Below are 22,919 nucleotides of genomic sequence, written 5' to 3' on the forward strand. Positions count from 1 at the left end.
TTTCTTGGAAGTCCCTTAAGTGACACTAAGTCATTTAATTCCTTTTCCCCTTTACCTTTGACCCCTGGTGTTAGTAGCAGATGAACAGCAAAAAATAGCAGGACTTACGCAAGCAAAATTTGTCATTGCGACCGGAACGAAGTGTAGGGAAGCAATCCCAGAATCTCAGGCAATTACGTCGCTGCGCTCGTAATGACGTAATTCCGTGACTTTTGCGTAAGTCCTAAATAGATTAAATTAATTTTTATATATAGTTATTATTACTGAGTATATGGAACCTGTGACGCTGACGGCTGTGGTAACTGCGATCGCGACTATACTTTTGACTAAACCACTAGAGAAAGTAGGCGAAAACATTGGTGATGTGGTTTGGACGCAAAGTGGCAAGTTAATTGAAAAGCTCCGCACTAAGCATAAATTGCCATTGCTGACTGCGGCTGTAGAAGCCAAAGAACCCCAACGATTAGATTATGGTCAAGCAGTGCTGGAACTGCAAGCAGCAGCAGCACAAGACCCGGAAATTGCTCAAGCAGTTGTGGATGTCGAAACAGCCGCTAAAAATAGTCAGTCTGAGACGGGCAAAGAAATTCAAAAACTAGTAGAACAAATCAACTCACACCCGTCAGTTGTTAACAATGCAAAGTTAGCGGATGAGATTAAGAATGTCTTCCAAGGAAATCAATTTAACGCCCCTGTCACGTTTAACAACTGACTAAAGTCGTCCGATAGGGAGGATGGGACAAAGTTAACTCCCGATGACTGGCGTGAAATCTGTCGTGAAATATTGGCAGAACGGCGCAAGCTGACTACAAATCCTCTGTCATCAACTGAAGGGGTCGCCCTGCAAGTTGATGATGTTTACGTACCACTAGGATTAGTTGAGCGCAAAAAACCATCTAAACGTCAGGGTGATGTTTCTCCAGAACAGGGTTCAGAACTTTACAAGGAGACAGAAATCACCAAAACATTTGAGCATGATGCTTTTCTGGAAGAAGTTTTAAAACACAAGAACACACCTAAAAGTAAAGGTAAGCGAATTGCAGTTATTGGTGAACCAGGAGCAGGAAAGACAACACTATTACAGCAGATTGCTGATTGGGTATCGCGTGAGATTCACCAGTCGATTGTCATTTGGGTATCTTTAGCAGATTTGCGAGGAAAGGAATTAAAAACTTATCTGTTTGAGACTTGGTTGACTCAAGTGTCTGAGAAAATAGGGAAAGCTGAAGCCACTAAGCAACTAAAGGATGATTTTGTTGCTCTGTTTAATCGAAATAATGTGTGGCTGCTGCTAGATGGGTTAGATGAAATGTCCACATCTTCAGGTAATCCTCTCACAGAAATTGCACGACAATTCCGTGAAGCAGGGTTAATTTCTCAAGCGCGAATTGTGCTAACCTGTCGGGTTAATCTGTGGGATGGCAGCATTAATGCACTTGATGATTTTGATACCTATCGCACTTTAGATTTTTCTTATCCAGAACAGGTAGAGAGATTTATTCATAAATGGTTCAGTGCTATTCCGGAAAAGGGAAATCAGTTATGCAGTGATTTGCAAGAACCGGGTAAAGAACGGATTCAGGATTTAGTCAAAAATCCTCTGCGGTTGACCCTGCTGTGTTTGAATTGGCAATCGGGAGATGGCAAATTACCAGATACTCAAGCGGGACTCTATCAGCAATTTGTTGATGACTTTTACAAGTGGAAGAAAGACGAATTTGCTACAACATCTGGCCAGCGTCAGAAACTCAATATCAAATTAGGGGAATTGGCTAAAGCCGCAATAGACAAAGAAGCAACGCGGTTTCGCTTGCGGCAAGATTTTGTTAATCAATTCTTAGGGGATGTTGATGATGAAAATTCGTTGCTGAAATTGGCACTAAATCGCGGCTGGCTGAACAGTATAGGGATAGATGAACAGAGAAAACCTGTTTACGCTTTCTTTCATGCCTCATTTCAAGAATACTTTGCTGCTAAAGCAATTGATGATTGGCATTTCTTTCTTAATCACGTTCCCAAAAATCCTAGTCAAGGAACTTATCGCATCTTTGAACTCCAATGGAAGCAAACAATATTACTTTGGTTAGGGCGAGAAGAAGAAAAGCTCAAACAGCAAAAGCAAGAGTTGATCGATGCTTTAGTGAACTTTAAAGACGGATGTGGTAAGTGGAATAGAAAAAGATTTTATGAATATCAGGCTTACTTTTTAGCTGCCGCAGGTATTGCAGAGTTTAGAGCTTATTCTAGATCACCTGAAATAGTAGAACAAATTGTCAACTGGGCAACTGGTTATTTAAAAATTGTTTTTTTTAATAAAAAAATATATTTACCATTTCACTATCCTATTGCCGAGGAAGCCAATTTAGCACTACAACAGACAGACCGGACAGAAGCAATCGCAGCCTTGGTACGAATGCTGCAATCAAATAATCTGGATGACGATACCCGTTGGCTGAATCTGGATGACTTCACCCGTAGGGAAGCAGCATCAAGCTTAGGGGAAATCGGCACTGGCAATGAAATTGCGATCGCAGCCTTGGTACAACTGCTGCAATCAAATCATCTGAATAACAGCACCCGTAAGCAGGCAGTATCAAGCGTAGAGAAAATCGGCACTGGCAATGAAATTGCGATCGCAGCTTTGGTGCAACTGCTGCAATCAACTAATCTAGATGACGATACCCGTAGGGAAGCAGCATTAAGCGTAGAGAAAATCGGCACTGGCAATAAAATTGCGATCGCAGCCTTGATGCAACTGCTGAAATCAACTAATTTGGATGACGATACCCGTTGGCGAGCAGCATCAAGCTTAGAGAAAATCGGCACTGGCAATGAAATTGCGATCACCGCCTTGGTGCAACTGCTGCAATCAACTAATTTGGATGACTTCACCCGTTGGCGAGCAGCATCAAGCTTAGGGAAAATCGACCCAGGCAATGAAATTGCGATCCTAGCCTTGGTGCAACTGCTGCAATCAACTAATCTGGGTGACGATACCCGTTGGCGAGCAGCATCAAGCTTAGAGAAAATCGGCACTGGCAATGAAATTGCGATCCTAGCCTTGGTGCAACTGCTGCAATCAACTAATCTGGATGACTTCACCCGTAGGGAAGCAGCATCAAGCTTAGGGAAAATCGGCACTGGCAATGAAATTGCGATCCTAGCCTTGGTGCAACTGCTGCAATCAACTAATCTGGATGACTTCACCCGTAGGGAAGCAGCATCAAGCTTAGGAGAAATCGACCCAGGCAATGAAATTGCGATCCTAGCCTTGGTGCAACTGCTGCAATCAACTAATCTGGATGACTTCACCCGTTGGCGAGCAGCATCAAGCTTAGGGAAAATCGGCACTGGCAATGAAATTGCGATCCTAGCCTTGGTGCAACTGCTGCAATCAACTAATCTGGGTGACGATACCCGTAGGGAAGCAGCATCAAGCTTAGGGAAAATCGGCACTGGCAATGAAATTGCGATCCTAGCCTTGGTGCAACTGCTGCAATCAACTAATCTGGATGACTTCACCCGTAGGGAAGCAGCATCAAGCTTAGGAGAAATCGGCACTGGCAATGAAATTGCGATCCTAGCCTTGGTGCAACTGCTGCAATCAACTAATCTGGGTGACGATACCCGTTGGCGAGCAGCATCAAGCTTAGAGAAAATCGGCACTGGCAATGAAATTGCGATCCTAGCCTTGGTGCAACTGCTGCAATCAACTAATCTGGATGACTTCACCCGTAGGGAAGCAGCATCAAGCTTAGGAGAAATCGGCACTGGCAATGAAATTGCGATCCTAGCCTTGGTGCAACTGCTGCAATCAACTAATCTGGGTGACGATACCCGTTGGCGAGCAGCATCAAGCTTAGAGAAAATCGGCACTGGCAATGAAATTGCGATCACCGCCTTGGTGCAACTGCTGCAATCAACTAATTTGGATGACGATACCCGTTGGCGAGCAGCATCAAGCTTAGAGAAAATCGACCCAGGCAATGAAATTGCGATCCTAGCCTTGGTGCAACTGCTGCAATCAACTAATCTGGGTGACGATACCCGTTGGCGAGCAGCATCAAGCTTAGAGAAAATCGGCACTGGCAATGAAATTGCGATTGCCGCTTTGGTGCAACTGCTATTAACTAATCTATATGACTACACCAGTTGGCTGGCAGCATATAGCTTAGGGAGAATCGGCACAGGCAATAAATTTGCGATCGCTGCTTTGGTGCAATTGCTGCTATCAAATCATCTGCATGACTACATCCGTCAGGTGGCAGCAATTAGCTTAGGGGAAATCGACCCAGGCAATGAAATTGCGATCGCCGCTTTGGTGCAACTGCTGCAATCAACTACTGTGGATGACGACATCCGTTTGCAGGCAGCAAATAGCTTAGGGGAAATTATAAATAATCAGCATCGCGTTGATGTAGTCAAAGCTTTAAGTGGTTATTGGCAATTAAATGATCAATACTACGATTTAGCCTGGAAATGCGCCCAGAATATGCCTTACCCCGACTTCTATCAAGCTTGGCATCAGCATAATTTTGTTACTCGTGCGCTGCAAACCTTAAAGAAAATCCTCTTAACAAGAATTTAAGTACTTTTACCGCAGCCACGTTACAAATGTCGTGCGTTAAGTAACAACAACTTGCCTATTCTTTACGAATGTCGTGATGTTGGTGACGAACATCGTGATGTTGGTGACGAACATCGTAAGGTTGGTGACGAACATCGTGATGTTGGTGATGAACATCGTGATGTTGGTGATGAATGTCGTGAGGTTGGTGACGAACATCGTGATGTTGGTGACGAACATCGTCATGTTGGTGACGAATGCTTATGTTGTGGTCACCACAGCTTAAGCAAAACTTATCAATCAACGCTATTCTAGTTTTGCTTGTGCGTCAACTTAGAGAGTCAAGCCTTTCGTGAGAAAAACGGATTCATAATACAAAGGCGATCGCTTCCTAAAATCCAAGGTTAGGAAATGCTAATCAATCAAATTTGCACTACTACTTATCTAAGAAATCGCAAATTCTGTGTGTTTTCGCTGTTCCAGGGGTCGAAAAGCCAGAACAATCTGCTTTTTGGGAATTCCCTCGGCTACTAAGTCATTCGCGATACCTTCTTCTGTCCCATCGTGTTGAATCCAAAGTTTATGATCAATCACATCAATGTGCAGCAAAGTGCCATAGATGCGATAACCGTCTTGCCAGCCTGTTTCAACTAACAGATAGCGATCGCGTTCTCTATCTAACACTAACTCAACTTTTACCCCATCATCACTCTGGAGAAAGTCGGCATAGTCTTGGAATACTTTTTCAATTGTCTGACGATATTGGGTTAGTGAATCCATCGGCTAATTGCCTCCTGACTCGGATCAAAGGTTACTAAACGAATGATGCCATCTTCAATCAAGGTTTGTCCGGCTTCTTCTTCAAAGACAGTCTTGCAAGTTGCTTCAGTAACAGCAAGATACAGGATATGCTCTGGATAGTACCGCTTCAATAATTGCGCGTACAAAACAAATTGACCTAACGCCTCTTCAAGATCCTTCATATCCGAAGGACGGGTAAAGCTTTTAACTTCGACAGCAATCTTTTCGGTGCCACGTTCAGCTGCCAGCAATCGTTCTGCCCCCAAATCGACAAATAGGTTTTTACCTCGCGCCAGACGAATTCGTAGGGGATCATGAGTGATGATCCAGCCATCTTTAATCAGGGCATTTTTAACGTTATCGTGATACAGGTCTCTGGCAGGCATATTTTTTTGATTGTATCGTGCCTGTTATCAAGATTATATGAGCAGGCGATCGCACTTCGTTGAGAAGCTATCATTACTCACATCTGTGAGGCTTTCGTAACTCGTAATTAATAATTTGTAATTACGAATTACCATTAAACCTTTATTTCCATACAGTTTGGATAGCCAATACTGAAACAATGGAAGTATACACAAAAGTAAAATGCCGACAATGAGTGAACTTCCCAAGAGTCTTGAAGAAGCGATCGCCCAATCTCGCATAGCTACCCAAGCAGCTTTAGCTGATGGTTGTACTCGCTTACAAGTTGAGTATTTGTTTCCCGAACTTAAAATGATGCTGGTGGCGGCAGACTTTTTACCAATGTTTGCCGAATATGGTTCTGGCTTGAAGATTTTCTTTGCTGATGCTGGTGCTGCTGCCCTTGCTCGTCGTGAATGGGCAGATACGCCATATAAAATTGAGGATATTGGTACAGGTAGGGCAACTCCTGTCGGATCAAAAGTGAAGCCAGAGGATGAAATTTTTCTCTTTATTACCCCAACATCTGTGGAAGTCCCGCAGATGGAAAAACTTTGTCAAGAAATAGGCGATCGCCCCATAGTTCTTTTAAATCCCCGCCTCGAAGATTTTGGGATTGTCGGTATTGGTTATGCAGGAAGACAAACCCGTCAACGTTTTATTAGCACCATAGAATCTTCCTACTACCTCCGCCCTGTAGACGACGAAACAGCCGTTTTCCGGTGCTACCCTGGGTTATGGGAAGTTTGGGTAGAAAAAGACGGCGATTATCAAAAAATCACAGAATTACCCAACAGACCTTCAGGTGATGAGTTAGATCTCATTCTAATGAAACAATCCCAAACAGCAACAGACGGTACACCTGCCAAAAAACCAAGTGTGTTTAAGAGTTTGCAACGATTCATCAAAGCGTTGAGTAGTTAGAAGGGGGACTGGGGACTGGGGGACTGGGGGATGAGGGGGATGAGGGAGATGAGGGAGATGAGGGAGCAGAGGGAGATGAGGGAGCAGGGGTGCAGGGGAGAATAGCCATTACCACCTGTGTCAACTTAACGTGAAACCCGCTTGGTTGAAAGGTTTCCGCCCTCACCCCCAGCCCCTCTCCCACAGGGAGAAGGGAGCAAGAGATTTAGTTCCCCTTCTCCTCGGGGAGAAGGGGTTAGGGGATGAGGGCGTGGGGTATTTGTACAACGCCCGCCCTATATCGCTTTTAGCTTAAGTTGACACCAATGAGCCATTACTCATTACTCATTACTCATTACTCATTACTCATTACTCATTACTCATTACTCATTACTCATTACTCATTACTCATTACTCATTACTCATTACTCATTACCCATGCCCCATGCCCCATGCCCCATCCCAATTAATTACTTCTTATCGGCGCATTCAAGACTTTCTCAATGCGATCGCGTGTTTCTAAGATGTGCGCTTTTGTATATTCATCGTCAGAATTGACTCCTGCTAGTTTTTCGTTAAGTTGCTTGATTTTATACCATGCCAAAGTACGTGCATCTTCAGGTACATATTCTTTGCGTAACACCATATCGCTCAAAATATTCACATATTCCCTCTGCAAGCCTCGCCGCAGGCTGGAAATCTTCAGGGGTTTGCTTTGAGGTTTGATGATTTCTGTCCAAATATCTGTTTGCAGAGTATCTAATAGCTCTGGAATAGTAAGTGTTTTTTCGGTAGGATTTTTGAGTTCAATGTCCTTGAGGCGGGTAAGGCGATCGCCTGAAAGTAAATCCATTAATACCGCACTCTGCAAGATTAACACCAAGTCATGAATTGGGTAATCTAAACGCCCAATCATTGGATAGCTACCCCAGTGATACCAGCGAGAAGGTGCTAATTTATTCAGCAATTCTGGCGAGAAGTTAAACGCATCTTCAGCAAAGACATATTTATTTAACGTCGCTAATGCTTGGCGTTGTTCTTCTACTGGTACGGCTTGGAATGGTAATCGCTTTTGTCCACTTAGTTTGGTAGATGAGGCGCTAGCACGAATGCGATAAAAGGACTGTCCGCCAATATATTTTGTGGTGTAAAAAATATTTTGGAAGTAGTTACCTAAGACAGTACCAAAGCGATCGCTCAAATCGCTAAAACTTTCTCCGGCAATGGGATAACGTTTGGTGAGACGATCCCACATCACCCGAGAATTATCTAGCTGCCATTGGGAATACCGCAGTACATTACCGCTATTATCCCAAGCATTCGCAGTCGGGTCGAGGTCATATCTATCTTCATCTGTAGAGTAACTCAACTCTGGGCGATCGGATTGGCTAGCAATTTCTTCTAAAAATGATTTCTCGGCGATGGGGGTTGAGGCTTGTGTAGGTGTGTAACCGTATTGAATTGCCCAATCATCATAAGGGCCAACCATACTGGGGAAATAATCACCCTGTTTGGTACCTTGGGGGGCAATATTTGGCGGAATGTAATCCATCACCGAAGCTGTTAAACCTTTGTGATTCGTAATCTGCTGATCGTTGAGTTCTTCCGGTGGGAGTAGATTGCTACCCCGGAAATTGTGACGTAACCCCAAGGTGTGACCAACTTCGTGGGCAATAATTAAGCGTAAGTATTGATTGATATATGCTTTTAATTGCTCTTGGCTAGTGGTGTTATCTTCTAGAAGTGTCATTGCCAAGGAACCCAAGGCAAACTGCTGCGAGGCTTCCATACCGTAGCATAAGTCTGACTCACCAGCGATTTTCGCTAAACGACCTAACCAAGGCTTTTGCTTTGCTTCTTGCTGGGGATTAGTCTTAGATTTGCCACCTAAGCCATTGACGCAAAGCATATTATTTTGCATCAACGCCGATAAAGAAGTACGTGAAGATGAGACATTGGGTTGTACTATTTGACGATACTCATTCTTCAGTACACGGACAAAGCTGCCATCTACTAAAATATCTGCATCTAAAATCTCTCCAGTTAAGGGATTAACACGGGATGGCCCCCTAGCAAAAAAACCATCAATGGTGTTAATCCAACGGATAGTGTTGTAGCGAATATCCGCAGGGTCCCATGTGGCATTATCTGGCATTTGCCGCACTTCAATTGCGTCCTTAAAGCCTGCCTTGATAAAGGCTTTATTCCACATTAATATCCCTTCTTTAATGGCATCGCGATACTCAAAAGGTACAGCGTTATCAATCCAGAAAACAACTGGTTTTTTCGGTCGAGATATTGCTGCTTGTGGGTCGGCTTTTTCTAAGTTCCAACGATTGATATAACGTACAAATGGGTCGCCGCGATCGTCTTTAGATAAGTCTTGATAAGCAGTGATAAAATAGCCCACACGCTCGTCAGCTAAACGAGGTTGATATTTATTGTTGGGCAACTGGGAAATACTATAGTGCAGGCGCAGAGTAAAGCCACGGCTGTCAGCTAAAGACTCAAAGTTAAGCATTTCACTATCTTTACTGCTACCGCCACCACCAGAAAAATTTAAAACTGTTTCTACTTCTATGTTTTCTGGAAAGACTTTGGCTTCACCAAAATATGATTGGTCTGTACCACCAGGTAGCCCCAAACTTAGAGATAAGCCTGCTAAATCTGTCAGTAACAAATCGCCCAAGTCAATCAGCAGAGTTTTGCGTTCTGGATGAATGCTTTTAATGGGAATAGTGTACAGTACAGAGTCACTAAAAGACCGAGCTAGCGATCGCGCTTGCGGATCTCCTTCACGAGTCCGAAAATTAACATTACGAACAGCAAATTGCAGGTTATTATCCACTCGTTTAAAGTAAAATAAAAAGTCCTGCAAAGGCATACCGCTATAAATACCCTGCTCCCCAATCCCAGATTCCAAGGTAGAAGTGGCTAGATAATTTTTATTTAGTTGCTCTGGCTGAATTTCTAAATAAATTTTATTCTTTTCTTTCTGGCGATAAAGCGTGAACACTCCCGCTGACTTTTCAGTATCTTTAGTAACTTCATCAAATGGCTCTAAGTCATCCTTTTTTGGTGGCTTACTCGATGAGTTAGGTTTTTCGCTAGGCTTGTCTGGGGTTTTGACCGCTTGTAAAAAAGGTTGTTTCCCAACTTCTTTCGGACTTTGAACTATCCAGTTAAAAGGTTGCTGCTGTACTTGTTGATTTTGATTAAGCACCCAGACTTGATCCGTCTTTTGCCCTAAAGAATGGGGTAACTGTGATGCTTCTAAGGCTCGTTTGAGAGCATTATTGTCTAGCTTTTTTACAGCTTTCAGGTTTTGTAGGCTACTCTCTGACTTTTCTGTACCCTTGACTGTGACTGGTTTTACACTAACTTTATCTACCTTTTGGAGATTGTGTAACTCAGTATTTACTCTGTTATTAGGTACAGACTTAGCACTAGCGGTTGTTAATCCTAAAAACAAACCGTGCAACAAAATTACATAAAAAGTTAATCTATTCATTTAATCAATCCCCGATAACAATCAATAGCTAATTTCTCATTGTTGTAAAGTTAAGCTACTTGGCGCTGATCTAACTGAAGCTTATTCTAAAAATATTATTAGCTGGCTAATATCCAGCAGTGAACTTTTTCGTTAAGTTATCATTATTTTTTTGAATCTGATTGGACAGTTTTACTGTAGTATTTTTGCTAACAATTGTGTCTGTAGCATACAGTACGTATTATTTTGACACCAGACTAGTAAACTTGCTGGGAAGAAAGTATAACAATTTATGCCAAATCGATGACATTACTGGAAAAGGCACAACTTCTCAAGCTGTTGATTTCGATTTACACAAAGAAAAATTGTCAGGTGCTGATTGGTTACCTACCACCAAAACATCTCTAATAGTTACTAGTTATAAATTATACGAATTTATTTTTTGCCCGATTAGCTTCTCAGTCAATCTCAATCTTTAAATCATCTCTAACTAACCAGTAATCAGATAGTAATCCAAGATACCAAATGTCCTATTTATTGCAAATTTGGAAGCGTTTAAGCAATTACGCCAGAGGTACAAAGTTACCAGAGTTCTCGCAGACAGAATCTCCGGAAGCTGAAGCAGTGTCTTCTAGGGGAAAAACAACTCCAGATTTTGAGCTAGGCTTTAAATTTGCTCAAGATACTTTACCAGACTCTTTACTACCCCAACAATTACAAAAAAGGTTGGAAGAATGGTCAAACCCCGGTAGTGGGTTGCCAGAGTTCGCGAGCGAGATATCATCCGCTACACTCCGCATAGACGCGCAGCGACTCACCGCCAGATATCGCCAATTATATGCACAAATTTATGATTTATTAGGTCAGAGCGCCTTGACCTCAGACATAGTTGAACAAGGCATGAACTTGTTAATTGCGGGGAAAAAATTTCGTCCAGTAGTCTTATGCCAACGCCTAGAAGAATTTTATCGTCGCTGGTGTCGAGGGGAATTTATCGATGCAGCACCGAATGATAACTTGCCTCAGAAAAAAATGCTACAGATGCTCGCGAAAAATCGCGAAATTGGACTAAGGCAAGTAGATATATATACAGGACTTAATGTACTCATATTACTTTTGGAGTTACACCGCTACGCTCAAGGGCGAGCTGAACTTCAGCAGCATATTACGTTTTATCCTTCCAGCCAACCGGATACAGAAAGTTTTTTCACATCGCAACTCCTACGTATTATTAACTATAGCGATGCCATAGAAATTGGGAATTTTACTAGTATCGTTGGGGAATTCTTAAGAGGCGGCAACTTTCGTGGTGCTTATTTAGGAAATGCTAACTTGGCAGGTGCTAACTTTAGCGGCGCTAACCTTACTGGTGCATACCTAGGAGATGCCAACTTAACAGGTGCAAACTTTAGCAATGCCAACCTCAGTGGTGCCAACTTTGGTGATGCCAACCTCAGTGGTGCCAACTTCAGCAATGCTAACCTCAGCCGCACCGACCTCAGCAGCGCCAATTTCAGCGGTGCCAATCTTCACCATGCCGACCTCAGCCGCGCTAACCTTAGCCACGCCGACCTCAGCAGTGCCAATCTCAAAAATGCCAATCTTACTAGTGCTGACCTCAGCAGTGCCAATCTCAAAGATGCTAACCTTAACAGTGGCGACCTCAGCCATGCAATACTTTTCGGTGCCAACCTCAGCGAAGCTAACTTGACTGGTCTCAACCTCAGTCATGCTGACCTCTGCCGTGCCGACCTCAGTGGCGCAGACCTCAGCCGTGCCATCCTCAACGGTGCCAACCTCAGCGACACAATTCTTTTCAGTACCAAACTTCATGATGCCATTCTTGTAGCTGCTGATCTGAGCTACGCCAAACTAAATGGCGCAAAACTCAACGGCGCAAAGCTCAACGGTGCAATGTTTTTAGGTGCAGATCTCAGCGGTGTAGATTTGAGTGGTGTAATTCTCCACGATGCCGACCTCAGCGGCGTAATACTTAATGATGCTGACCTGAGTGGTGCCGACCTGAGTGATACCATGCTTTTTGGTACCGACCTCAGCTATGCCAACCTCAACCAAGCCAACCTCAGTGGTAGTAACCTCAGTGGTGCTTTACTCAATGGCGCGGATCTCAGCCACACTAACCTTAGCTACGCCATACTCAGCAATGCTGATGTCAGCGAAGCCAACCTAGAAGAAATGACCTGGGGAGAAAAGCAGCAATGGGAAACTGTGCGCGGGTTAGAAACCGCAGTCAATGTGCCAGAAGGATTGAAGCAGCAGCTTGGGTTAGGGGGATGAGGGAGATGAGGGGGATGAGGGGGATGAGGGAGATGAGGGAGATGAGGGAGCAGAGGGAGCAGAGGGAGCAGAGGAAGCAGGGGTGCAGGGGAGAATAGCCATTACTCATTACTCATTACTCATTACCAATTACCAATTACCTATTACCCCATGCCCAATGCCCCATGCCCAATGCCCCATGCCCCATGCCCAATTAAACTTATTAATTTGCCTTAAGATTAATTTCTTGCAAATCAAGAGCGTAATTTAATCGCAAAACATTTACTCCTGGCTCACCAAAAACCCATAAAAATCTATCGTCAGTGTATTTATTAATTAGAGGTAATATTTCTTCTGCTTTGACGTTACGGGCACTAGCGACTCTCTCCAATTGCTGCCTAGCAGATTTCACAGAAATATGAGGATCTAAGCCAGATGCAGAGGTGTAAATTAAATCTGCAGTTGGTTGAACATTTTCGTCTCGAAATTGATTAGCTTGCTCAACAATACGATTGAGTAATTCTGGATTAGTAGGAGCAAGATTACTCGCGCCAGAGATGCCAGTTGCTTTGGCTTTTTTACCTTGGCTATATCTGACTGTACTGGGACGACCATGAAAATATTTCTCTGATGTAAATACTTGACCAATTAAGGCAGAACCAATTGGTGGGGCATCTGGTTGACCATCTATATTTTGCATGATGCTGCCATTAGCTTGCAAAGGGAAAAACACCTGACCGACTACTAAAATTAACAGAGGATAGATGAGTGCTGTTAGTAACCAAAGTACTAAAGTTATACGAATTGATTTGATGATTTCTCGAATAATAGACATACAATAATCTGTGCGATCGCTCTTTTGAATTTAATCTTGAATAATAATTTTGAACTGTTAGAAGCGTTCTGGCTGAAAAACGACAACAAACAAGTATATAACAAGCGATATTGTGACAAGTCCCAAAATGCCAATTGCCCAAGTGGTGCGACTTTCTAAACTGACATCTGAGGCGGCATAAACTACAGGGGCAATTGCTAAGGTGAATCCTAGCGCCATCAAAGTTGGCAGTAGTAACTGTTGTTTACGCAATTTTGTCCAGACAATATTTTTTGTCTGTCTTGCATTTTTATCCTGATTTTTGTTCATTTTACTTGATTTTTTGCACCCTTATACCATTTTGGATTTTAGATTTGGGATTGGGAGTTACTCTTTATACAAGAGTTATAACAATCAATCCATCTGTCGAATTCATTTTGCAAATTTGTCTAAGTATTTCCGTTTAAATAGGAAATAATCTAATTAAACGCAGAGTACTGCGGAGGTTCCCGCCAAGTAACGCAGAATAAGTAGGTATGTGGAAATTAACCCAACTATGTTAGTACACATAAATAGACTCTAAATCCTTACTAATGACAAATAGCTAAGGACAAATGACAGCCTCCGCCAATTATCTTTAATTAAACACGAATTCCTGAAATACTGTACTAAGTTAAACCTGCTAGTGTAATTAGAATATCGATTATTTTAATGGCTATAAATGGTGTAATGATTCCACCTAAACCATAAATCAAAATATTACGTTGCAGTAGTTGATTAGCTGTTAAGGGTCGAAAATTTACGCCCTTTAAAGCTAAAGGAATTAAGGCAGGAATAATCAAAGCGTTATAAATTAATGCCGATAATACTGCTGAATTAGTACTAGTCAATTTCATAATATTTAGGCTTTGCAAATTAGCAGAGGCAAAGATTATGGGAATGATTGCAAAGTATTTAGCAATATCATTAGCTAAGGAAAATGTTGTCAACGCCCCACGGGTAATGAGCAATTGTTTACCAACACTGACGATATCAATCAATTTTGTGGGGTCTGAGTCTAAATCCACCATGTTTGCTGCTTCTTTTGCTGCCTGAGTCCCCGTATTCATGGCTAATCCCACATTAGCTTGTGCTAAGGCTGGGGCATCATTGGTGCCATCTCCGGTCATGGCGACTAGTTTGCCTTTCGCCTGTTCTTGCTTAATGACAGTAATTTTATCTTCGGGGGTGGCTTCGGCAATGAAATCATCAACGCCAGCTTCTTTGGCAATCACCGCCGCCGTAATATGGTTGTCTCCAGTCAGCATAATGGTACGTACTCCCATGCGGCGTAACTGGTCAAAGCGTTCGCGAATGCCAGGTTTGACAATATCTTTGAGATAAATTACGCCGTAGATTTCATGGTCTAAGCACACAGCTAAGGGTGTACCGCCCTGCTGGGAAACTCGCTCGTAAGCTGCATCAAGTTCTGGGGTTTCGCGGCCATTACGGGAACGTACAAACCCTTTAATTGCTCCCACGGCTCCCTTGCGTACCTCTCTCCCACCGGGTAAGTTGGTGCCACTCATGCGGGTTTTAGCAGAAAACTCTACTGCTTGTGCCTGATTGTAGTCAAAATCTACCCTTGCGCCTAATTTTTCTGCTAGTCGCACAATCGATTTCCCTTCAGGCGTATCATCAAATACGCTAGCTACCCAAGCAACATTGGCGATGTCTTCAAGTGTATGACCGTTAATCGGAATAAATTCTTCTGCCAAGCGGTTACCAAGGGTAATTGTCCCTGTTTTATCGAGAACTAGGGTATTAACATCACCGCAGGCTTCGACAGCTTTACCAGATGTAGCAATCACGTTAAATTGGGCGACTCGATCCATCCCGGCGATGCCAATAGCACTTAGCAATCCGCCAATAGTGGTGGGGATCAATGCAACTAATAAGGCAATTAAAACCGGGATGCTGACTGGATTTTTAACGGTGTAAGCAAATGCAGGCAGAGTTACGACTACAAATAAAAACACTAAGCTGAGAACTGCCAACAATACAGTCAAAGCAATTTCATTGGGTGTTTTGCTGCGTTCTGCCCCTTCCACCAAGGCAATCATCCGGTCGATGAACCCTTTGCCTGATTCGGCTGTAATGCGGATAATCAATTCATCAGAGATAATCCGCGTACCACCAGTCACAGAACTAGCAACATCCGAGCCAGATTCCTTCAGTACTGGTGCAGATTCTCCAGTAATTGCCGATTCATCTACAGAAGCCACACCCATAATCACTTCCCCATCGGCGGGAATGAAATCACCTGCTACTACGTAGACGGTATCACCCTGTTTGAGGCTGCTGGATGGGACTTCGGTAATAGTGCCATCGGTGGCAAGTTGTTTGGCAGTTGTTTCTGATTTTGTCGATCGCAAAGCATCGGCTTGGGCTTTACCTCGTCCTTCGGCTACAGCTTCGGCAAAATTGGCAAACCAGACTGTGAAAAACAAAATCCCAGTTAATATGCCGTTGAAGAGTTGCGGATTATTCTGTTGTACTGGGCCAAATAAGCTGGGATCGATGGTAACCACTAAAGTAATGAGCGTACCAACCCACACCAAAAACATTACTGGGTTTTTGATGGCGTGTTGCGGATTGAGCTTGACAAAAGCATCTTTAATGGCTCGCAAGTAGATGCCTGTAGCACTGATTTTGGTCTTTTTGCGTGGTTGACGGCGATCGCCTGAACGAGAACGCGGAGGTCTAGCTTTGGAGGTAGCTGCAGCTTGATTCATAGATTTTAGTGAGTGAGGGTGATGAGGGAGATGAGGGGGATGAGGGGGATGAGGGGGATGAGGGAGATTTGCTATATTGTCTTCCTTATGTATTTAACTGCCAGAGGATAATTTAATACCCTCGGCTATGGGGCCTAAGGCTAAAACTGGGAAAAAGGTGAGTACGCCTAGAATGAGGCTTACGCCAGCTGTGACACAAGTAAATAGCAGAGAATCGGTTCTGAGGGTACCAGGAGTTTCTGGTACTGGTTTCTTACGAGACATACTATCAGCTAGTAACAATATGGCAATAGTTGGTATGTAGCGTCCTGCTAACAGGGGAAATAAGCAACTCAAATTCCACCACAAAGCTGTAGGTGCAGGTTGAGTAGTAGCTAACCCTGCCAACCCGGAACCATTGTTAGCTGCGGCTGAGGCATATTCATAAACTACTTGGGAAATGCCATGAAAGCCAGGGTTGGTAATTCCCGCAAAGGAAATTGGGTAGGCTAAGGCGATCGCACTGGGGATTAATACGGCAATCGGATGTATCAGTAATACTATACTGGCGAGCACAATTTCCCGTTTTTCGATTTTGCGTCCTAAAAATTCTGGGGTACGCCCTACCATTAAGCCAGTGAGAAAGACGGTAAGAATTACGTAAATTAATAGATAAGCTATTCCAGTACCTTGACCACCCCAAATAATTTGGAGAAATAAGTTAAATAAAGTTGAAAATATTCCTTGGGGCATTAAGGAATCATGCATTCCGTTGACAGCACCAGACATAGTGGCGGTAGTCATGACAGCCCATAGCGCTGTTTGTGCCCAACCAAAACGCTGTTCTTTACCTTCTAAATTCGGAAATTCTAATCCCAGAGTGCCATTAATCAAGGGATTTCCCTGTAGTTCGGCGGTGGATGTGATGCCCACTAAAACCACGAAAATTACAAACACCATCCAAAACAGCAGCCATGCTTGTTTGAGGTTATTGGCAAAAACCCCATAGGTGTAAATTAAAGCTGCGGGGATAGAAATCATGGCAATGAGTTCTATTAAATTAGAAGCGCCATTAGGATTTTCAAAGGGATGGGCAGAGTTCACACCAAAAAAGCCACCACCGTTTTCACCCAGCATTTTAATCATCTCGAAAGATGCAACTGGGCCTCTAGCGATATACTGTGTACCTCCTTCCAAGGTTCTCACTACTACAGGTGCGCCTAATGTTTGCGGTACACCTGAGATGAGGAGTGCGATCGCACCCACTATTGATATTGGTAGTAGGATGCGGGTAATGGCACGGGTAAGGTCAATATAAAAATTCCCTAATTTCCTACCTGTGAGGCCACGAATGAAGGCAATTCCTACCGCCAACCCTGTAGCCGCGGAGGTGAACATCAAAAACCCCAAAGCTGCTACCTGACTAAAATAGCTTAAGGTCGTCTCACCTGCGTAGTGTTGCTGGTCGGTATTCGTGACAAAAGAAACTGTAGTGTGCAGTAGTGTATCCCAGGTTGGCGCACCAAAGCCATTGGGATTCCAGGGTAAAAATCTCTGAAAAAATATTAATAAATACACTACAATGCCCATGACGAGGTTACTGTATACTACAGCCCTGGCATATTGCCCGCCTGTCATACTATCTTTCGGTCTTACACCCGCTAGGACGAAGATACTTCGTTCTATGGGATTCATGAAGGAATCAAGCAGGGTTCTTTCTCCCATGAAGACACGTGCTATGTATCTTCCGAACACTGATGTAATTGCTATCACAATACATAGTGTTAACCCAATTTGTAAAAAACCTTGTCCCATGTATTTTGTACTCAATTAAATTTAAGTTCTAGACAGTTACTCATGCAAATTAATACATCAACTGCCTGACAATATCTCATATAAACTCGATTCATTAATCTGGATTAAGTATTTGGATAACTTTCTATTTTCCAGATACTTCTTGAAGTTTCTGCTAAGAATACTTAAATTTTAGTTTTAGTCATTAATCTATCTCCTGTGTACTATTTGTTTATACAATACATTTTCTGATGTTGCTACTTACATATATGCTTCTATATCAGGGAGGATGATATTTTTATTACATATACTTTAGCGGATATCGTATCAGCCGACACACTTCAGGGAGAAGGCTCTCAGCCTAACTGAAGTTAGCAAAAAATTATATTGCATATTCCTAAAATTTGGCGACAATAATTACAAAAATCTGGTAGTAAAACTAATTCCTGGTCAGCAATGCAGGAAAGTGAATCTGCCGTTATATATATGTGCTTATTAGTAAAAACAAATTTTGAAATTTTAAATAAACCAATGCAAATAATGTTGGCGACACAGCAATATATTCTAGAGGGCACGGCAATGCCGTACCCCTACAATCTGTCGCATTCTTTTTTCAATTTGGTATTAGAGATTGGGCATGAATGATTCAATATCCGGCAGAAATTAGCAACCAATCTCATTGCTAAAATCAGATAGATGCGCTTCATGTTACACCAGTTTAAAAACAGTAGGACTTACGCGAGTGTCACATTTTTTTCGTTGAGGCTGTCAAGAGGAGCCAGTCACGTGCGGAGGTTCCCTCCGTTGAGTGAACTTGTGTTCAAGAGTCAAAAGTCCAAAAGACCTGAATTTTTGACCCTTGACTCTTGACTCTTAAATCAGAAGATGTGTGTACCAGTTGCTTAAGTCCTGAACAGAATCGAGTTAATACATGAGTCAAGGTAGTTCAGTTAAGAAAATAAATTGACAACAAAACAAATAATTTTGGAGGGGGTTTGGGGGACGCAACCGTCACCCAATCGGGGGTTTGGGGGAGAATCCCCCAAGTTTGCTAGCTGTTTCCACAACTAACAAATCAATCACTAATGATCTGAACCGTATTGATACATGAGTGGGACGCATAGCTATATTTTCAATTGGTATTATTTACATCAACAAACATTACAAAACTTTATATAATTCGGATTAATCGCACCTACCTACTTAATCAAACCCAGGGATGATGAGAAATCTGGGCTAAATTGCCATGATTGCACTTGAATAAGTGATATTTCAATATTTACTAGCGATCGCAAAGGATAGGGCGGCATGATTAAATCTTGGATGGTGATAGGGGCTGTAGCTTTTGTCGTCGCTTTAGGCGCTAATTTCATTACGCCTAGCGATCGCAAGTGGTTCCAGCGATTGCAAAGACCTCGATGGCTAACTTTTGAGGCAGCAATTCCAATTATTTGGACTGTAATTTTTATTTGTGGTGCTTGGTCTGCTTACATTGTCTGGGAAAGAAACCCAGGAACTAACAATACTTGGCTATTGATGGGTATATATCTACTTTTAGAAATTGTGACTATTGCTTACACACCTGTAATGTTCCGCCTGCGTAGCCTTAAAGTAGGTACGATTTTAGGCGGTACAGGCTTTATTATTGGTTTACTATTAGCACTTGCAGTTTTAACTACTTCTAATTGGGCTGCACTTTTATTAGTTCCTTATTTACTTTGGAGTCCCATCGGGACATATACCACTTGGCAGATGCTTCACCTTAATCCTCAAGAAGCATAAATCAGTATCCAGATCCCACCCGCGACTGATTTAACTCATGCCTGTAATTGCCAAACTTGCATTGTATGGCTTAACAAAATGTACAGGCAAAGGTGAACACCATGATTGAATCTTGGATGGTGATTGGTGCTATCACATTCTTGATTGCACTCGGTAGTTTCTTCATCACACCCCGTGATGTTAAATGGTTCGCGCTGTTAAGTCGCCCTCGCTGGCTAGTTTTTGAACCACTTATTCCATTTATTTGGACAACGATTTTTATTTGTGGTGCAGCTTCCGCAAATATTGTTTGGCAAAAAAATCCTGGTAGTTTAATTACCTGGATACTAATGGGTTTGTACCTAGCGCTAGAAATTATTACTGTTGCCTATATTCCTGTAATGTTGAGATTTCATAGCCTCAACATCGGGGAAAGTTTAGGGCTTAGTGGATTAATTTTAAGTGTGATTCTCGCAATTTCTGTTTTGCCAATTTCTTGGGTAGCAGCGCTTTTACTCGTTCCTTATCTAGTTTGGAGTCCTATCGGCACATACACTACTGATGAGTTAAAACATCTCAATCCTGAAGATGCGTAGACTATCAAAAAGCGATAATTTGTGAAAATGCACGATGTCCAAATTCCCGACTTCTTTGAGAAGTCGGGAATTTAATTTTTCACTAATAATTTAGAATATCTCAGCTTTGTTGCTGATGCGTTACGCTATCGCTAACGCATCCTACGAATGTTTATGCTTGGGGAAATTCTTTAATAAATACCAAAATACTCCTAAGTTGACTATTAAAACAATTAATTTTATCGGAGATAGCCCCCGAATTAATTCATATATTTCTGGCGGTATACTAATACCGACTAGTATCAGCACTAAAATATGTGCCCAACGTTTTTCGTACCATAACCCAATAGCTTCAATGGCAGTCACAATAGAATATATTCCTGAAGCAGTACCGCTAAATACAAGGGTTTTACGATTATAATTTAGAATTTTTTCCACAAGCCAATTAATAATGCTTGATTTACCTTCTAATACGTAATTATCAGAAAATTCTTCTAGATATTGATGATTTTTTAATGCCAATAATAAAGCTATAGAAGTAACCATTAAAAGTGAAGCAACAAATGCTTTGTAACAAACAATTGTTACCAATCCCGCCGAACGCTTTGCCAAGCAACCTCCTGAGTAGGATAGATATGATATTGAGTTTCCTACATTATTTATAATAATTTTTCCCTGAATCTACCTCAAAATATTTAATATTTGCCTAGGATGGACAAATTTAATCAGTATCTAACTGCTGGGAAATACTAGATTTATTGAAGAGTAATTAAGACTAATTACAATAACTTAATTTATGTGAAAACGCCCATAGCGAGCTGTAAAAGAATTATGGGGATGAGATTGATTATTTAACCAAGCCCACATTTGATCACCATAAGAAAAATGCCACCACTCTCTAGGATTGCGGCAAAATCCAGCTTTTAACATCACATCTCTCAATAACTCACGGTGACTATGATACTGTGTTGCCTGTGGGGACTCACTATTGGCATAGTAATCGGGAAGCGATCGCTCTGACAATTCATCAATCGGTGAACCCATATCCACGATTTTCCCAGTATCATCTACCAAGGTGACATCTACTGCTGCACCTGTACTATGAGGCGGTGGCGTTTTTTCATCTAAGCTAGGTGCAGCCCAAATCTGATAAACAGCTTCCCAAATTTCTTGGTGTTGATTAGGCGATAACTCCGCCTCACTCAGTCCTCTTTGCTTTAATGCTTCGGCAAAGCTGTAATCTACCATAAACTGCTGCACAGCTACAGGGCGATAAGCATCAAAAATTTGAATGTACCAATTAGGATATTGCGATCGCAGATAATTTTGCGCTTGGATTAAACATTCAATGACGCTTTGCCGTAAATAATAAGGAGAATGTTCCCCATAAGGCGCACCCAGTTTTTCATAAGGATGGGGAGATTCCACAGCAAATAGTTGTAAGGGAATCGCTATTAAAGGTTCACCACATTCTAAAATCGGGATTTGGTGATATGGTCTCATTGTTGCAGCAGCTAGAGGCTCAAAATATATACGGTAAAAATTATTAATCTTCAGTTACTTTTTCTACAACTTCCGGTACTGGATCGTAACCACCGGGATGGAAGGGGTGACAACGCAAAATCCGGCGAATACCCATCCACGTACCACGCAATGCACCGAATTTTTCAATTGCTTCGATAGTATACATTGAACAAGTAGGCTGAAACCGACAAGTGGGCGGAAACAGCGGCGAAATAAACATGCGGTAGCCCCGAATCAGCCAAATCAATAATAGTTTCATCGCAATAACCTAAATCTAATAAAGTAGTAAATAAGAGCCAAGTTTTCTACTAGCATTTTTGGTGATTACAATTCCTGGTTTAGAGTCAATTCCCCCTTTATGGCTACAAATTGCGATCGCAGCAGTTTGGGTGTTATTTATTTTAGCGATCGCTTGGGGTGTAAATCGCTTCGCCCATAAAGAACCAGAAATCATCCGCAAGATAGTTCACATTGGCACTGGTAATGTGATTTTACTAGCGTGGTGGTTAAATATTCCCGCAAGTATTGGTATTACAGCTTCAATTGTAGCCAGTGCCGTTACTTTATTGTCTTATCGCTTGCCAATTCTCCCCGGTATTAATAGTGTCGGTCGTCAAAGTTTAGGGACATTTTTTTACTCTTTGAGTTTCGGCATTTTAATTGCTTGCTTCTGGCATTTGCAACAACCCCAATACGCAGCTTTAGGAATTTTAGTGATGACATGGGGTGATGGATTCGCAGCCTTAATTGGTCAGCGCTTTGGTAAACATAAGTATAAAATTTTGGGGTCACAAAAAAGCTGGGAAGGCTCATTAACAATGACGCTGGTGAGTTACCTAGTTAGCAGTTTAGTTTTGCTTGGTAGTCAAGGTAATATCTGGCAAACTTGGGTCTTATCCTTGGTAGTAGCGATTTTAGCAACAGCTTTAGAAGCTTTTTCGTTTCTGGGAATTGATAATCTCACAGTTCCTTTAGGTAGTGCAGCTTTAGCATTTATGTTAATGCAGCTTTTTCCTATCTAGAAATCTGATTACCATGTAGGATGCGTTACGCTGAAGCTAACGCATCCCACGTGAATTTCAAAAATCAAAAATAATAGCAATTTGAAAAAAGAATGCAACAAATTGTAGGGGCAAGGCACTGCCCATTGGTGTCAACTTAACGTGAAACCCGCTTTGTAGCAAGGTTTTTGCCCTCACCCCCAGCCCCTCTCCCCCAGGGAGAAGGGAGCAAGAGATTTAGTTCCCCTTCTCCT

Annotated in this window: 20 protein-coding genes; 10 read left to right on the forward strand and 10 right to left on the reverse strand. The window is 42.3% G+C overall.

Annotated features, from left to right (window positions below; all coding sequences use genetic code 11):
* The first annotated feature begins 271 nt into the window (after positions 1–271).
* From HGR01_RS01955 to HGR01_RS01965, 3 genes are all read left to right on the forward strand, one after another.
* Positions 272–712, forward strand: a complete 441-nt coding sequence (locus tag HGR01_RS01955; protein ID WP_045870054.1) for a hypothetical protein — start codon at positions 272–274, stop codon at positions 710–712.
* 72 nt (positions 713–784) lie between these two features.
* A complete protein-coding gene (locus HGR01_RS01960) occupies positions 785–4,588 on the forward strand; it encodes a HEAT repeat domain-containing protein (protein ID WP_263420070.1) in 3,804 nt (1,267 codons plus the stop codon).
* Positions 4,589–4,639: 51 nt separating this feature from the next.
* Positions 4,640–4,882: a hypothetical protein gene (locus HGR01_RS01965; protein WP_155539189.1), complete on the forward strand. Its 243-nt coding sequence runs from the start codon at positions 4,640–4,642 to the stop codon at positions 4,880–4,882.
* A 129-nt stretch (positions 4,883–5,011) separates the two neighbouring features.
* Here HGR01_RS01965 and HGR01_RS01970 read toward each other — a convergent pair whose 3' ends face one another.
* Both HGR01_RS01970 and HGR01_RS01975 read right to left on the reverse strand, forming a co-directional pair.
* Positions 5,012–5,347: a XisI protein gene (locus HGR01_RS01970; protein WP_045870055.1), complete on the reverse strand. Its 336-nt coding sequence runs from the start codon at positions 5,345–5,347 to the stop codon at positions 5,012–5,014.
* Complete coding sequence (locus HGR01_RS01975; RefSeq protein WP_045870056.1) at positions 5,335–5,754, reverse strand: XisH family protein; 420 nt, start codon at positions 5,752–5,754, stop codon at positions 5,335–5,337. The genes HGR01_RS01970 and HGR01_RS01975 overlap by 13 nt, the downstream gene beginning before the upstream one ends.
* A 211-nt stretch (positions 5,755–5,965) precedes the next feature.
* Between HGR01_RS01975 and HGR01_RS01980 the strand changes: the two genes are divergently transcribed.
* Both HGR01_RS01980 and HGR01_RS01985 read left to right on the forward strand, forming a co-directional pair.
* Positions 5,966–6,697, forward strand: coding sequence for a DUF1995 family protein (locus HGR01_RS01980; protein ID WP_045870057.1), 732 nt, complete (start codon positions 5,966–5,968; stop codon positions 6,695–6,697).
* A 305-nt stretch (positions 6,698–7,002) separates the two neighbouring features.
* Positions 7,003–7,146 carry an alpha/beta hydrolase gene (locus tag HGR01_RS01985; RefSeq protein WP_155539193.1) on the forward strand — a complete coding sequence of 48 codons (144 nt, stop codon included), beginning with the start codon at positions 7,003–7,005 and terminating at the stop codon, positions 7,144–7,146.
* On the opposite strand, the gene HGR01_RS01990 is transcribed toward HGR01_RS01985, so the two are convergent.
* On the reverse strand, positions 7,143–10,187 hold the full coding sequence (locus tag HGR01_RS01990) for a zinc-dependent metalloprotease (RefSeq protein ID WP_045870058.1): 3,045 nt from the start codon (positions 10,185–10,187) through the stop codon (positions 7,143–7,145). The genes HGR01_RS01985 and HGR01_RS01990 overlap by 4 nt on opposite strands.
* Positions 10,188–10,384: 197 nt before the next feature.
* Between HGR01_RS01990 and HGR01_RS01995 the strand changes: the two genes are divergently transcribed.
* Positions 10,385–10,645: a hypothetical protein gene (locus tag HGR01_RS01995; RefSeq protein WP_168160967.1), complete on the forward strand. Its 261-nt coding sequence runs from the start codon at positions 10,385–10,387 to the stop codon at positions 10,643–10,645.
* Between the two features lie 46 nt (positions 10,646–10,691).
* Positions 10,692–12,464 carry a pentapeptide repeat-containing protein gene (locus tag HGR01_RS02000; protein WP_045870059.1) on the forward strand — a complete coding sequence of 591 codons (1,773 nt, stop codon included), beginning with the start codon at positions 10,692–10,694 and terminating at the stop codon, positions 12,462–12,464.
* 202 nt (positions 12,465–12,666) lie between these two features.
* Here the strand turns inward: HGR01_RS02000 and kdpC are convergent, their stop codons facing one another.
* The 4 genes from kdpC to kdpA all read right to left on the reverse strand — a co-directional run bounded on the left by kdpC (position 12,667) and on the right by kdpA (position 17,825).
* Positions 12,667–13,278, reverse strand: coding sequence for a K(+)-transporting ATPase subunit C (kdpC, locus tag HGR01_RS02005; RefSeq protein ID WP_045870060.1), 612 nt, complete (start codon positions 13,276–13,278; stop codon positions 12,667–12,669).
* Positions 13,279–13,335: 57 nt separating this feature from the next.
* Complete coding sequence (gene kdpF, locus HGR01_RS02010) at positions 13,336–13,587, reverse strand: K(+)-transporting ATPase subunit F (RefSeq protein ID WP_045870061.1); 252 nt, start codon at positions 13,585–13,587, stop codon at positions 13,336–13,338.
* A 338-nt stretch (positions 13,588–13,925) separates the two neighbouring features.
* Complete coding sequence (kdpB, locus tag HGR01_RS02015; RefSeq protein WP_045870062.1) at positions 13,926–16,031, reverse strand: potassium-transporting ATPase subunit KdpB; 2,106 nt, start codon at positions 16,029–16,031, stop codon at positions 13,926–13,928.
* Between the two features lie 93 nt (positions 16,032–16,124).
* On the reverse strand, positions 16,125–17,825 hold the full coding sequence (kdpA, locus tag HGR01_RS02020) for a potassium-transporting ATPase subunit KdpA (protein ID WP_045870063.1): 1,701 nt from the start codon (positions 17,823–17,825) through the stop codon (positions 16,125–16,127).
* A 1,287-nt stretch (positions 17,826–19,112) separates the two neighbouring features.
* Between kdpA and HGR01_RS02025 the strand changes: the two genes are divergently transcribed.
* Both HGR01_RS02025 and HGR01_RS02030 read left to right on the forward strand, forming a co-directional pair.
* The gene (locus tag HGR01_RS02025) at positions 19,113–19,586 is read left to right on the forward strand and encodes a TspO/MBR family protein (RefSeq protein ID WP_045870064.1); all 474 of its coding nucleotides are present in this window, start codon (positions 19,113–19,115) and stop codon (positions 19,584–19,586) included.
* A gap of 101 nt (positions 19,587–19,687) precedes the next feature.
* Entirely contained in the window at positions 19,688–20,161 is a 474-nt protein-coding gene (locus HGR01_RS02030; protein ID WP_045870065.1) for a TspO/MBR family protein, read from the forward strand.
* A 141-nt stretch (positions 20,162–20,302) separates the two neighbouring features.
* Here HGR01_RS02030 and HGR01_RS02035 read toward each other — a convergent pair whose 3' ends face one another.
* From HGR01_RS02035 to yidD, 3 genes are all read right to left on the reverse strand, one after another.
* The gene (locus HGR01_RS02035) at positions 20,303–20,752 is read right to left on the reverse strand and encodes a DUF2127 domain-containing protein (RefSeq protein ID WP_045870066.1); all 450 of its coding nucleotides are present in this window, start codon (positions 20,750–20,752) and stop codon (positions 20,303–20,305) included.
* 177 nt (positions 20,753–20,929) lie between these two features.
* Positions 20,930–21,643: a M15 family metallopeptidase gene (locus tag HGR01_RS02040; RefSeq protein ID WP_045870067.1), complete on the reverse strand. Its 714-nt coding sequence runs from the start codon at positions 21,641–21,643 to the stop codon at positions 20,930–20,932.
* 43 nt (positions 21,644–21,686) lie between these two features.
* Complete coding sequence (gene yidD / locus HGR01_RS02045; RefSeq protein WP_045870068.1) at positions 21,687–21,923, reverse strand: membrane protein insertion efficiency factor YidD; 237 nt, start codon at positions 21,921–21,923, stop codon at positions 21,687–21,689.
* A gap of 64 nt (positions 21,924–21,987) precedes the next feature.
* Here yidD and HGR01_RS02050 point away from each other — a divergent pair, with 64 nt between their 5' ends.
* The gene (locus HGR01_RS02050; RefSeq protein WP_096622207.1) at positions 21,988–22,686 is read left to right on the forward strand and encodes a diacylglycerol/polyprenol kinase family protein; all 699 of its coding nucleotides are present in this window, start codon (positions 21,988–21,990) and stop codon (positions 22,684–22,686) included.
* Positions 22,687–22,919: the final 233 nt, after the last annotated feature.

It is taken from the genome of Tolypothrix sp. PCC 7712 (genome assembly GCF_025860405.1).
Taxonomy (GTDB): domain Bacteria; phylum Cyanobacteriota; class Cyanobacteriia; order Cyanobacteriales; family Nostocaceae; genus Aulosira; species Aulosira diplosiphon.

Excerpts from the sequence above, each read along its gene's own strand:
- kdpA (WP_045870063.1), bottom strand. The coding sequence starts at position 17,825 with ATGGGACAAGGTTTTTTACAAATTGGGTTAACACTATGTATTGTGATA.
- kdpB (WP_045870062.1), bottom strand. The coding sequence starts at position 16,031 with ATGAATCAAGCTGCAGCTACCTCCAAAGCTAGACCTCCGCGTTCTCGT.
- HGR01_RS01955 (WP_045870054.1), top strand. The coding sequence starts at position 272 with ATGGAACCTGTGACGCTGACGGCTGTGGTAACTGCGATCGCGACTATA.
- HGR01_RS02025 (WP_045870064.1), top strand. The coding sequence starts at position 19,113 with ATGATTAAATCTTGGATGGTGATAGGGGCTGTAGCTTTTGTCGTCGCT.
- HGR01_RS01985 (WP_155539193.1), top strand. The coding sequence starts at position 7,003 with ATGAGCCATTACTCATTACTCATTACTCATTACTCATTACTCATTACT.
- kdpF (WP_045870061.1), bottom strand. The coding sequence starts at position 13,587 with ATGAACAAAAATCAGGATAAAAATGCAAGACAGACAAAAAATATTGTC.
- HGR01_RS01970 (WP_045870055.1), bottom strand. The coding sequence starts at position 5,347 with ATGGATTCACTAACCCAATATCGTCAGACAATTGAAAAAGTATTCCAA.
- kdpC (WP_045870060.1), bottom strand. The coding sequence starts at position 13,278 with ATGTCTATTATTCGAGAAATCATCAAATCAATTCGTATAACTTTAGTA.
- HGR01_RS01975 (WP_045870056.1), bottom strand. The coding sequence starts at position 5,754 with ATGCCTGCCAGAGACCTGTATCACGATAACGTTAAAAATGCCCTGATT.
- HGR01_RS02030 (WP_045870065.1), top strand. The coding sequence starts at position 19,688 with ATGATTGAATCTTGGATGGTGATTGGTGCTATCACATTCTTGATTGCA.
- HGR01_RS01980 (WP_045870057.1), top strand. The coding sequence starts at position 5,966 with ATGAGTGAACTTCCCAAGAGTCTTGAAGAAGCGATCGCCCAATCTCGC.
- HGR01_RS02040 (WP_045870067.1), bottom strand. The coding sequence starts at position 21,643 with ATGAGACCATATCACCAAATCCCGATTTTAGAATGTGGTGAACCTTTA.
- yidD (WP_045870068.1), bottom strand. The coding sequence starts at position 21,923 with ATGAAACTATTATTGATTTGGCTGATTCGGGGCTACCGCATGTTTATT.
- HGR01_RS02000 (WP_045870059.1), top strand. The coding sequence starts at position 10,692 with ATGTCCTATTTATTGCAAATTTGGAAGCGTTTAAGCAATTACGCCAGA.
- HGR01_RS01990 (WP_045870058.1), bottom strand. The coding sequence starts at position 10,187 with ATGAATAGATTAACTTTTTATGTAATTTTGTTGCACGGTTTGTTTTTA.